We start from the raw sequence: 11851 nt of genomic DNA, 5'->3' as shown, positions 1-11851 counted from the left end.
CCCGCTGTTCACTTGCTGCTGCCCCGCGCGTCACCTCCGCTCCCTAACCTGGTGCCTGTGGCGAACCGCCACAGTCTGAGTCACCAGCATTTAAAGGATAGGTACCCGTGAAGGTTTCCCCCCTGGTCAAGACCCTGCTCGTCGGCGGCATCGCCGCTCTCGCACTGACGTCGTGCGCCGCGAACGAGGGCGGATCCGGTGAAGCATCCGATTCACAGCTCTCCGGCGCACTGACCGGCTCCGGCGCATCGTCGCAGGGTTCCGCGCAGGAGGCGTGGGGCGCTGCCTTCCAGACCGCGAACCCCGATGTCACCGTCAACTACGACCCGACCGGTTCGGGCGCAGGGCGCGAGACGTTCCAGCAGGGCGCGAACGCCTTCGCCGGTTCGGATCGGGCGTTCGAGCTCGAGGAGATCGAGGCCGGGCCGTTCGACGCCTGCGCCGCCGACTCCGGTCTCGTGGAGTTCCCCGCGTACATCTCGCCGATCGCACTGATCTTCAACGTCGAGGGTGTGGACTCGCTCCAGCTCGACGCCCCGACGGTGGCCAAGATCTTCTCGGGCGAAATCACCAACTGGAACGATCCGGCCATCGCCGACCAGAACGCCGATGCGACGCTCCCCGATCAGACCATTTCGGCCGTCCACCGCTCGGACGAGTCGGGCACCACCGGCAACTTCACCGACTACCTCGCCGAAGCGGCACCCGATGACTGGACCGAGGGATCGATCGAGAGCTGGCCGAGCGCATTCGGCGGCGAAGGTGCGCAGGGCACCTCGGGCGTCGTCGAGGCAGTCAGCAACGGCGTCGGTACGATCGGCTACGCCGACGCGTCGCGCGCCGGCGACCTCAGCACCGTGGAGATCAAGGTCGGCGACGAGTACGTCGCGTACACCCCCGAGGCTGCGGCTGCGGTGGTCGACGCTTCGGAGTTCGCCGAGGGACGCACCGAGCACGATCTCGCGATCGAGCTCGACCGCACGAGTACCGAGGACGGCGTCTACCCGATCGTGCTCGTGAGCTACCTCATCGGCTGCGAGCAGTACGAGGATCCGGCCAACGCCGAGCTGACGCAGGCCTACTTCGATTACATCGTCAGCGATCAGGGCCAGCAGGACGCCGCCGAGGCCGCCGGCAGCGCACCGATCTCGGACACGCTCCGCGAGAGCATCCAGCCCGCGATCGACGCGATCAGCTGAACCCCGCTCTCTCGAGCATCAACCACGCAGGAGCCGCCCACGTGACCACCGCCACCGCCGCGACCACCGCCACCGCCGGGAAGCCGGTCCTCAGCATCGGGGACCGCGTCTTCTCGCGGTCGGCGGTGTTCGCGGGCAGTATGATTCTCGTCACGCTCGCCGCCGTCGCGATCTTCTTGATCGTGCAGAGCGTGCCAGCATTCTTCGCCACGAATGAGAGCGCCTCACTCCTCACGTCGAACTTCTGGGCCTATGTCGGACCGCTCGTGTTCGGCACGGTATGGGCGGCCACCCTCGCGCTGATCATCGCGCTGCCGATCTCGATCGGTATCGCACTCTTCATCTCGCACTACGCCCCCCGCAAGCTGTCCCAGCTGCTCGGCTACATCGTGGACCTGCTCGCGGCAGTGCCGAGCGTGGTGTACGGCCTCTGGGGCATCGGTGTGCTCGCGCCCGCGGTGCAACCGATCTACGAGTGGCTGAACGCGAACGCGGGCTGGTTCCCGCTCTTCGGCGGCACGGCATCGGGCACCGGCCGCACGATCCTCACCGCCGCGATCGTGCTCGCGGTCATGATCCTGCCGATCATGACCGCGATCTGCCGCGAGGTCTTCCTGCAGGCTCCGGGGCTCCACGAGGAAGCCGCGCTGGCGCTGGGTGCCACCCGGTGGGAGATGATCCGGCTCGCCGTGCTTCCCTTCGGCCGTGCGGGGATCGTCTCTGCGGCCATGCTCGGCCTCGGCCGCGCGCTCGGTGAGACGATGGCGGTCGCCATGGTCCTCTCCGCGACGGGCGTGGTGACGCTCAACCTGCTCACCTCGCAGAACCCGTCCACCATCGCCGCGAACATCGCGCTCTCCTTCCCCGAAGCCTACGGGGAGAACGTCAACGTACTCATCGCGACCGGTCTGATTCTGTTCGTCGTCACCCTGCTCGTGAACGCGCTCGCCCGCTGGATCATCAGCCGCCGCGCCGAGTTCAACGCCGCCGACTGACGCACCGCCGACCACGAGGGAACCCCCACATGGCCATCATCACCCGTCCGGTCTCAGCCGGGTCCACGCTCGCCGGCAACCGCCTCCCGCGCCCGGTCCCGTGGGTCGTGCTCGTCGCCAGCATCGCGGCGTCGATCGCACTGTTCGCGTTGCTCGCTGCGGCATCGGGATCCGCGTTCAGCATCGTCGGCACCGCCGTCGTCGCGGCGATCCTGTCGCTCGCGGTGATCACCGGCATCTCTGCCTCCGTCGAGGGCCGCCGCCAGGCCGTCGACCGTTTCATCACGGGCCTCGTCACCGGAGCATTCCTGCTCGCGATGGTGCCGCTCGTCTCCGTCGCGATCACCGTCGTCGGCAACGGTCTCGCTCGTTTCGATCCCGAGTTCTTCGCCTACTCGATGCGGAACGTCACCGGCGAGGGCGGCGGCGCCCTGCACGCCATGGTCGGCACCCTGATGATCACGCTCGCGGCCACCGTCATCTCCGTGCCGCTCGGGCTGCTGACATCAATCTACCTCGTCGAGTACGGCCGCGGCCGACTCGCGCGCGCCATCACATTCTTCGTCGACGTCATGACGGGGATCCCCTCGATCGTCGCAGGCCTCTTCGCGTACGCCGCCTTCGCACTCATCCTCGGACCGGGGGTGCGCATGGGCATCATCGGAGCGGTCGCCCTCTCCGTGCTGATGATCCCCGTGGTCGTGCGCTCGAGCGAGGAAATGCTGCGTCTCGTGCCGAACGAGTTGCGCGAGGCTTCGTACGCCCTGGGTGTGCCCAAGTGGCGCACCATCGTGAAGGTGGTCCTGCCCACATCGATCGCCGGCATCACCACCGGTGTCATGCTTGCAATCGCCCGCGTCATCGGCGAGACCGCGCCACTCCTCATCACTGCGGGCTTCACCGCCTCGATGAACTACAACCTCTTCAACGATCGCATGCAGTCGCTCCCCGTGTACGTCTACACCCAGTTCGCGAACCAGGGCAATCCGGGGTGGGCGTTCCTCGAGCGCGCGTGGGCCGCCGCGCTCGCACTCATCCTGATCGTCATGCTGCTGAACCTGCTGGCCCGACTCATCGCCCGCTGGTTCTCCCCTACCTCGCGCAGGTAGATTCGCGGGAGGCGAGCCTGCACCACCCACGTACACCGACACCGAACTCCGAAGGAACCCCAGCCACATGTCGAAGCGCATCGAAGTCTCAGACCTCAACGTCTACTACTCGAAGTTCCTCGCCGTCGAAGACGTGACCATCGATGTCGAGCCGCGCAGTGTCACGGCCTTCATCGGTCCGTCCGGCTGCGGCAAGTCGACGTTCCTCCGAACACTGAACCGGATGCACGAAGTGATCCCCGGCGCACGCGTCGAGGGGTCCGTGCTGCTCGACGGTGAGAACCTCTACGGCCCGGGTGTCGATCCGGTGCTCGTACGCCGTCAGATCGGCATGGTGTTCCAGCGCCCGAACCCGTTCCCGACCATGTCGATCCGAGAGAACGTGCTCGCCGGAGTGCGCCTCAACAACCGTTCGATCTCCAAGTCCGACGCCGATGACCTCGTCGAACGATCGCTGTCGGGTGCGAACCTGTGGAACGAGGTCAAGGACCGCCTCGACAAGCCCGGATCGGGCCTGTCGGGCGGTCAGCAGCAGCGTCTGTGCATCGCGCGCGCCATCGCGGTCTCCCCCGACGTCCTCCTCATGGACGAGCCGTGCTCGGCGCTCGACCCCATCTCGACGCTCGCGATCGAGGATCTCATCGACGAGCTGAAGCAGCAGTACACGATCGTGATCGTCACCCACAACATGCAGCAGGCCTCACGCGTCTCCGATCGCACCGCATTCTTCAACATCGCTGGCACCGGAAAGCCGGGCAAGCTCATCGAGTACGGGGACACCCGCAAGATCTTCTCCGCACCCTCCGTGAAGGCGACCGAGGACTACGTCTCGGGCCGCTTCGGGTAGGCCCGAAACACCCGGCGTCGGAAGAGACCGAGCCGCAGAAACGCCTCTCGGCGGAAGGCCGCTCGAAGCGGCAAAAATTGGAGCCCGGGGTTACTGCGGCCCGGCACGCAACAGTGTAACGCAGCACCCCCGGGGGTCCGCCAGTCACTCCGCGCGCCCGGGCGCGGCCGGCCGCAGCTCCCGCTTCGCGGCTCGTGAGCGCGCCCACTGCGCCAACCCGAACAGGGCCAGGCCGATCACGAGCAGCACCGCGCCGAAGAGCCAGACGGTGCCGCTCTGCTGCGTCAGGAGCAGGATGCACGAGCCGATCCCGAGGACCGGAACGAATGTCCACACCCGGAAATGCCGGTGCTCCACACGGTCGCGTCGCAGCACGAGCACCGAGACGTTGGCGCTCAAGAAGACGAAGAGCAGCAGCAGGACGACCGTCTCGGCGAGCGTGGCCAGGTCGCCCACCAGGGTGAGCAGCATCGCGACGAGCGTCGTTGCCAGGATCGCGACCCACGGCGTCCGCCGACCCGGCAGCACCTTGCCGAGCACCGAGGGCAGGAGCCCCTGCTCGGACATGCCGTAGGTGAGCCGGCTCGCCATGATCATGGTGAGCAGCGCGCCGTTCGCGACCGCGATCAGAGCGATGAGGCTGAACAGCCAGGAGGGGATCCCGACCCCGGTGGCCTCGACGACCGCAAGGAGCGGTCCGCTCGACTCCTGCAGGTCGGCGGCAGGCAGCGCGACTGCGCTCGCGAGGCCGACCAGAACGTAGACGACGCCGGCTGCGATGAGCGAGCCGAAGAGGGCGCGCGGGTACGTCCGGGTCGGGTCCTTGACCTCTTCGATGACGTTGGCAGAGGTCTCGAAGCCGACGAAGGAGTAATAGGCGATGATGGCGCCGCCGAGGACCGCGAACGGCACTCCCGATCCCTCCGGAGACTCGAGCACCCGTGCAGGCTCGCCTCCGCCCCCCGTGAGGAAGATGCCCACGACCGCCACCACGAGCACGAGGCCGCTGACCTCGATGATCGTCATCACGATGTTCGCGCCCATGGATTCGCGAATGCCGCGCGCGTTGAGCGCCGCCACGACGAGCAGGAAGACGAGGGCTGCGGTGAGCGGCGGCACCGGGAGGAACGCGCGCAGGTAGTCGCCCGCGAACGCGATGGCGAGGCCGGCCGCACTCACCACCCCTGCGGCGAGCATGCTGAAGCCCACGAGGAACGAGACGATGCGGCTGCGGAACGCGCGCTCCGCGAACACGGCCGCTCCCCCGGCCTTCGGATACTTCGTCACGAGCTCGGCATACGACCCGGCGGTCAGCAGGGCGAGCAGCATCGCGAGGAGGAGCGGTGCCCAGAGGAGCCCGCCGACCTCTCCGGCGAGCACCCCCATGAGCGCGTAGACGCCGGCTCCCAGCACATCGCCGAGGATGAAGGCGAAGAGCATGCCTCCCGTAATCGCACGGCGCAGTTTCGGTGGATCATCAGACATCCCACTATCGTGGCCGATGTCGAACGGATGCCCGATCCCCTGGACTCGAGGCGTCCGGCCCCATATGATCCGGCAGGTTGTGCCCTGAACACCCCGATCGTGGTGGAGCCGGGTTCAGTCGAGGGTACCGTCGCGCCAGCGGACGGCCGCCGCGTGCAGTTCTTCGGCGAACGCCGAGTAACGGAGTGAACGCTGCGTGAGTTCGGCTGCGTGCGCGTCATCGTGAGCGTCGCGGTCGTCCGCGAGGGCGGCGGCGCCGAGCGACATGAGCCGGCAGTAACTCGCGGCTCGATTGAGTGCCGCCGTGAGGTCGCCGGCGTACACCCCCCGCAGGATCGTGGTGCAGAGGTCCACCATCGAGTCCGGGGTGACCGGTTCGGCCGCCCCCGCCACCACCGGGTCGATCGTGACGGCCGCCTCGAGGCCTCGAGAGAAGAGATCGGCGATCGCCGCCGGATTCACCGCGGCCACCTGGCGCAGCAGGTACAGACGCCAGAGCACCCCGGCCAGGGAGCGCGCATCGGCGTGGGACCAGAGCTCGGCGATGTCATCGATCCCCTCCTGCGTCGCGATGCCGACCACCCGGTCGACGACCTCGGGGTCCGCGACGCTCCGCACCCGATCGAGCAGCGCCCACGAGGTCTCGTGCGCGAGACGATGAGCGGCGCCCGGCTCGTCGGACCCGATGATCCAGTCGAAATCTTCGGTGGGCTGCAGAATCGGTCTGGCATGCTCTCGGGACATGCGACTCCTCTCCGGGCGTGACACCTGCGCTGACCCGGCGAGTCTACGCCCCGTCGACAGCGGGCACACCGCCCGGAGAATCAGGGAAGACGGATAGAATGAGCACCGGAACTCGCGATGCGCGCACCGCGAGCTTCCGTCCGATAGGATCTTCTACGGGCCTGTAGCTCAGTTGGCAGAGCATCGGACTTTTAATCCGCGGGTCGCGGGTTCGAGCCCCGCCGGGCCCACTCTCTCGCATCGTGTCGGATGCAGGCGCCATTCGGCGTGCTTCCCGACGATCAGACGCTTCCCGTCGGTGTCAACCATAGTGACTCCTGGTCTCGACGCACGTAGCCTCGGGACTATCACCGACATCAAAGGACTGAGACGATGCCGAAAGACACAGGGTCCGCAGATGTGGACATCGACCTGCCCATATACGACGTCTTCCAGCAGTGGACGCGCTTCGAGACGTATCCGTTGTTCATCGATGCGGCCGTGGAGGTCGCGCAGTTGAGCAGCACGGTGCTGCACTGGCGAGTCGCGTTCGCGGGCCAGGAGCGGGACTTCGACGCCGTCATCGTCGAGCGGGTGCCGCAGCGCCTGCTCACCTGGCGCAGTCTCGGGCCGCGCGTGCACGTCGGTTCCGTGGCCTTCGCAACGCTCGGGGAGAGTCGGACGCGCGTGACCCTCTCCATGGAGTGGGACCACCGCCTTCTCGCGTCTCCGGTCGCGCCGCGGTCGCTCACGTGCGACGCCCGCGTCGGTGCCGATCTCGACATCTTCGCCCAGATGATGCAGAACGGGTCGCTAGGCCAGCCCGCGCCCCGTTTGATCGGGCTATCGACGGACTACACGGCTCCCGCGGCGAGGCCGCACGTCGACGACGCCCCCGATGTCGCCGGGACGGCGCTCACCGGGGGTGCGACGTCACCGGTTCAGTAGTGCTCGTGCGCGTAGCGCTCCGCCTGCTCCTCTGACATGACGCGCATGCCGTATGGCTGACTGGCGGTGTCTTCGAGCACGCGCACCCACACCGGGTTGATCTCGGGTTGCCTGCTGCCTGAGTAGCGCACGGTCAACGGAACATAGGGCGACACCCAGATCGCCATGCGTCCGTCACCCTCTTTCAGCGACTTGTTCCAGTTCAAGAAGAACGGCTCCTGGCGACGCAGCTTCTGACCGATGGCGGTCTTCAGGTGCGCGAGCAGTCGATCCTCGAAATCGTGATCGTGATCGCCGTAGATGAGATGTCCCATACCTCACGGTCCCACGAGAGGTCCCATTTGGCTACAGGTGGTCACGAATCGGTGACGACGCGCAGAGGCACCGAGCGAGGCTCCGGGTCGTCCGAGGGGAGCCGAGCGAGGAGATCAGAAGTGCTCCCGGGCGTACTTCTCGGCATCATCCTCGCTCAGCACGCGCATGCCGAACGGCGTGTCCGCGAGTTCCTCGAGCACCCGCACCCAGGTGGAGTTCAGCGCGGGCTGCCGGCCGCCTGCGAAGCGGAACGAGAGGGGAATGTACGGCGTGATCCAAATCGCCATACGTCCCGAGCCGTCCTTGGCGGACTTCGTCCAATTCAGGAAGAACGGCTCATGCTTGCGCAGCTTCACCCCTGAAGCCGTCTTGATGTGCGCGAGCAACCGGTCTTCGAATTCGTGCTCATGATGACCATAGATGAGAAAACCCACCTCATAGGTCTATCGAGGCGGCCGCACATTCTCCTATTCGACGGGTCCTCGGGCGCGTCGCGGAGGGCGCTTCTCGCCTACTCCATCGATTCGAGCTCGCGTCCCTTCGTCTCGCGCACGAACTTCCAGACGAAGAACAGGGACACCGCCGCCATCGTCGCATAGAGCCCGTAGGCGAGCCCGAGTCCCGCGTCTGCCAGCGCCGGGAACGTGAGGGACACCGTGAAATTGGCGATCCACTGGGCCGCGGCGGCGACAGAGATCGCGTAGGCGCGCACGCGGTTCGAGAACATCTCGCCGAGCAGCACCCAGACCACCGGCCCCCAGCTCACGCCGAAGAAGACGACGTAGAGGTTCGCCGCGAGCACGGCGACGATCCCGGCCGTGTCCGAGAGCACCGGCTGGACCTCACCGCCGACCATCTCGGTCGGCGCCGTTCCGAAGATCCCCGCCATCGTGCCGAGCGTGACCAGCATGCCCGCCGATCCGATGAGGAGCAGCGGCTTCCGACCCACCTTGTCGACGAGCAGAATCGCAACGATCGTCGTCGTGATGTTCACGATCGAAGTGATGACGCTCGTGAGCAGGGCATCCGACTCGTCGAACCCGACGGCCTCCCAGAGCATGGTCGAGTAGTAAAAGATGACGTTGATGCCGACCAACTGCTGGAAGAGCGACAGCAGGATCCCCACCCAGACGATCGGGATCAGCCCGAAACGAACCCCGCGGAGCACCGCGATGGACTGCGTCCGCTCATCGGAGAGCGTGGATCGGATTTCGGTGATCTTCTCCGTCGGCGTCCCGCCGACGTAGTGCTCGAGCACGCGCTCGGCTTCGTCGTCGCGACCTTTGCCGACCAGGAAGCGCGGTGATTCCGGAATCATCGAGGCCAGCAGCCCGTAGATGACCGCCGGCACGCACTCGGCGATGAACATCCAGCGCCAGGCATCCAGCCCGAACCACAGCTCGTTCGCCGCGCCACCCGCGGCCTGGGCGAGCGCGTAGTTGCTCAGCAAGGAGACAAAGATGCCGAGCACGATCGCCAACTGCTGGAGCGACCCGAGCCGGCCGCGCACCGGTGCCGGGGAGACTTCGGCGATGTAGGCGGGGGCGATCACGCTCGCAGCCCCCACCGCCAGGCCGCCGGCGAATCGGAAGAACGTCAGCGACCAGATGTCCCATGCGAGCCCGCACGCGAGCGACGTCACGAAGAAGAGGATCGCGGCGATCTGCATCACCCGGATCCGCCCGAGCTTCGCCGCAACACCCCCGGCGAACCACGCGCCGACCGCGCAGCCGATGAGTGCACTCGCCACCGAGAAACCGAGCAGCACCGAACCGGCACCGCTCCACTCGCCGACCGCACCGACCGCACCGTTGATCACTGCCGTGTCGAATCCGAACAGGAACCCGCCCATCGCCGCGGCTGCAGCGATCAGCACGACTCGGGTGATCGGCGGGGTGGGCACGGTACCGGGCGCCGAACCGCGCTGTTCTGATGCCATGCCTGCACCCTATCTCACAGGTTGATCACGAAGCGGCGACGACTGCGATCACCGCTGGAACCGTTGCACCCGCCGCGGATAAGGTCGATCGGGATGACGTTTCTCAAGCGCCTCGCCATCACACTCATCGTGATCGCCATACTCGGCGCACTCGCCGAGTTCGCTCTCCGTGCCTTCATGCCCTCCGTCATCGAGGGCGGTGTCCGGGTGCCGCTTCGCGTGGCGCAGGAGAGCCGCGTCGATGTCGCGATGGGCGGCTCCGCCGCACTCAACGCCCTGCGATGGCGCATCGGGGACGTCTCCATCGAGGCGGAGGACGTGCCGCTCGACGGTGACGTGACGGCACGCACCGAGATGCACATGGACTCGGTGCCGCTCTTCCCGCTGATCGGTCCACTGCGCAACGGCACCGCGACGTTCACCATCGCCCCCGAGCAACTCGAACCCGCCATGCGCCTCATGACGGCCGGGACCATCGAGTGGGCGGAGATGCGCGAGGGTCGCGTGTTCGCGGGCGGCACCCTCGACACCCCGGAAATCGCGCTGCCGTTCGAGGGCACCTTCGACTTCGCGGTGGACGCGGGTCGGATCGTCGTCGCACCGTCCGACCTCGTCGTCGAAGGCGGCGGTCTGATCCCCGAATCCGTGCTGACCGAGCTCTCGGCGCCGAGGACCGTCTGCATTGCGGATCGGCTGCCTCGCGGGATCACGCTCACCGGGATGGGGGTCTCGCCCGACGGCGGGATCACCCTCGAGGGCGCGCTCTCGGAGGGACTCATCTCGAACCCTCAGGACCGGTTCCGCGGCAGCTGCGCGTAACCGGCCGGACGATGCCCGGGTCTACGCGGCGCGCAGCACGGGTGCTGCGCCGTGCGGCAGCCCGAAGTGGTCGAAGACCTCCCGGAGCGCGCCGGCAAGCCGCTCCATCTGTTCGACGGAGTGGTTCGGCGTCGGGTTGATCCGGAATCGCTCGGTCCCGCGCGGCACCGACGGGGCATTGATGGGCTGGAGGTAGTGACCGTGAACGGTGAGCAACCGATCGGCCGCCTGGCGGCAGAGCGCCGAGTCGCCCACGTGAATCGGCAGGATGTGCGTCGTGGTATCGGGGTTCACCGCGATACCGACGCGCTCGAGCTCGAGGCGCATGCGCGCGACGGCCTCGCGCTGAGCGTGCCGCTCCGCGTCGGAGTTCCGGAGGTGCGCGATGCTCGCCATCGCCGCAGCGACCACGCCGGGGGCCTGCGCGGTCGTGAAGATGAACCCGGGGGCGAATGAGCGGACCGCATCGACGAGCGCACGACGACCCGTGATGTACCCGCCCGATACCCCGACGCCCTTCGCGAGCGTGCCCTGGATGATATCGATCCGATCATGCATCCCGACCTCGGCGGCGACGCCGGACCCTCCCGGCCCGTACATGCCGACGGCGTGGACCTCGTCGATGTAGGTGAGCGCGCCGAAGCGCTCGGAGATCTCGACGATCTCCGCGATCGGCGCGACATCACCGTCCATCGAGTAGACGGACTCGAACACGACGATCTTCGGGCGCTCCGCCGGGTACTCGGACAGGAGCTCTTCCAGATGCCCGGCGTCGTTGTGACGGAAGATGCGCTTCTCGGCGCGCGAGGCGCGGATACCGCTGATGATCGAGGCATGATTCAGCTCGTCGCTGAAGATGACGAGGTCGGGGATCAGGCGCACGAGGCACTGGAGCGTCGCGTCGTTGGCACTGTAGCCGGACGGGAAGCTCAGTCCCGCTTCCTTGCCGTGCCAATCGGCGAGCAACTGCTCGAGATCGCGGTGCAGGTCGGAGGTGCCGCCGATGTTCCGCGAACCGCCAGCGCCGGCTCCGTACCGCTGAGCCGTGGCGACCATTGCTCCGATCACATCCGGGTGCGTCGACATGCCCAGGTAGTCGTTGCTGCACCACACCGTGATCTCGTGAGCGTCAGACGACGATGTCGTCGCGGATGCGTCATCGCTCGCGGCGGACGAGCCACCGTCTGCACCCGGCCCGAACATGAGCGCCTGAGGGTGCTGGTCGGCGAGACGGTTGATATGGGTGAAGGTGCGGTACTGACCCGTGCTCTTCAGGTCAGCGATGGCGTCTTCGAAGATGCTCTGGTACATCCTGCTTCCGTGAGGTCGGGTGCATGCCCGCGCGGTCGCGGGCATTCATCTGATCTACGGTAGTTCGCCTTCCTGAGAGCTGCAATGCGTCCATACCCAGGTTGGCTCGTGTCGCACGGCGCAACCGCACATTTTCGCGACACTGACGCGCGCTACAGTTG

At 67.0% G+C, this 11851-nt stretch carries 12 protein-coding genes and 1 tRNA gene; 7 read left to right on the top strand and 6 right to left on the bottom strand.

Going from position 1 to position 11851, the window contains the following annotated elements; translation table 11 throughout:
* Positions 1–107: 107 nt before the first annotated feature.
* The 4 genes from pstS (at position 108) to pstB (ending at position 4150) form a co-directional block, all read left to right on the top strand.
* Entirely contained in the window at positions 108–1199 is a 1092-nt protein-coding gene (gene pstS, locus J4H85_RS05375) for a phosphate ABC transporter substrate-binding protein PstS (RefSeq protein ID WP_208237632.1), read from the top strand.
* Positions 1200–1240: 41 nt separating this feature from the next.
* Positions 1241–2194: a phosphate ABC transporter permease subunit PstC gene (pstC, locus tag J4H85_RS05370; protein WP_208237631.1), complete on the top strand. Its 954-nt coding sequence runs from the start codon at positions 1241–1243 to the stop codon at positions 2192–2194.
* Between the two features lie 29 nt (positions 2195–2223).
* Positions 2224–3303, top strand: a complete 1080-nt coding sequence (gene pstA, locus J4H85_RS05365; protein WP_208237630.1) for a phosphate ABC transporter permease PstA — start codon at positions 2224–2226, stop codon at positions 3301–3303.
* Between the two features lie 67 nt (positions 3304–3370).
* Entirely contained in the window at positions 3371–4150 is a 780-nt protein-coding gene (gene pstB, locus J4H85_RS05360; protein ID WP_208237629.1) for a phosphate ABC transporter ATP-binding protein PstB, read from the top strand.
* A gap of 144 nt (positions 4151–4294) precedes the next feature.
* Here pstB and J4H85_RS05355 read toward each other — a convergent pair whose 3' ends face one another.
* Positions 4295–5635, bottom strand: coding sequence for an APC family permease (locus J4H85_RS05355; protein WP_208237628.1), 1341 nt, complete (start codon positions 5633–5635; stop codon positions 4295–4297).
* 114 nt (positions 5636–5749) lie between these two features.
* Positions 5750–6379, bottom strand: coding sequence for a hypothetical protein (locus tag J4H85_RS05350; RefSeq protein ID WP_208237626.1), 630 nt, complete (start codon positions 6377–6379; stop codon positions 5750–5752).
* A 157-nt stretch (positions 6380–6536) separates the two neighbouring features.
* On the opposite strand from J4H85_RS05350, the gene J4H85_RS05345 reads away from it, so the two are divergent.
* Together J4H85_RS05345 and J4H85_RS05340 are read left to right on the top strand one after the other, a co-directional pair.
* Positions 6537–6609 (top strand) — tRNA-Lys (locus tag J4H85_RS05345).
* Positions 6610–6751: 142 nt separating this feature from the next.
* Entirely contained in the window at positions 6752–7306 is a 555-nt protein-coding gene (locus J4H85_RS05340) for an SRPBCC family protein (protein ID WP_208237624.1), read from the top strand.
* Here the strand turns inward: J4H85_RS05340 and J4H85_RS05335 are convergent.
* The 3 genes from J4H85_RS05335 to J4H85_RS05325 form a co-directional block, all read right to left on the bottom strand.
* A complete protein-coding gene (locus J4H85_RS05335) occupies positions 7300–7620 on the bottom strand; it encodes a DUF7882 family protein (protein ID WP_208237622.1) in 321 nt (106 codons plus the stop codon). The two genes, J4H85_RS05340 and J4H85_RS05335, sit on opposite strands and share 7 nt — an antisense overlap.
* A 114-nt stretch (positions 7621–7734) precedes the next feature.
* On the bottom strand, positions 7735–8055 hold the full coding sequence (locus J4H85_RS05330; protein WP_208237620.1) for a DUF7882 family protein: 321 nt from the start codon (positions 8053–8055) through the stop codon (positions 7735–7737).
* A 77-nt stretch (positions 8056–8132) separates the two neighbouring features.
* On the bottom strand, positions 8133–9560 hold the full coding sequence (locus J4H85_RS05325; RefSeq protein ID WP_208237618.1) for a sugar porter family MFS transporter: 1428 nt from the start codon (positions 9558–9560) through the stop codon (positions 8133–8135).
* Between the two features lie 93 nt (positions 9561–9653).
* On the opposite strand from J4H85_RS05325, the gene J4H85_RS05320 reads away from it, so the two are divergent.
* Positions 9654–10379: an LmeA family phospholipid-binding protein gene (locus tag J4H85_RS05320; protein WP_208237616.1), complete on the top strand. Its 726-nt coding sequence runs from the start codon at positions 9654–9656 to the stop codon at positions 10377–10379.
* Between the two features lie 21 nt (positions 10380–10400).
* Here the strand turns inward: J4H85_RS05320 and hemA are convergent, their stop codons facing one another.
* A complete protein-coding gene (gene hemA, locus J4H85_RS05315; RefSeq protein ID WP_208237614.1) occupies positions 10401–11690 on the bottom strand; it encodes a 5-aminolevulinate synthase in 1290 nt (429 codons plus the stop codon).
* Positions 11691–11851 lie beyond the last annotated feature (161 nt).

Origin of the sequence: Leucobacter tardus (assembly GCF_017583045.1) — a bacterium.
In the GTDB taxonomy this organism is placed as follows: Bacteria; Actinomycetota; Actinomycetes; order Actinomycetales; family Microbacteriaceae; genus Leucobacter; species Leucobacter tardus.
Note: the sequence above shows the minus strand (reverse complement) of the source record. Positions and strands in the feature narration are given on the sequence as shown.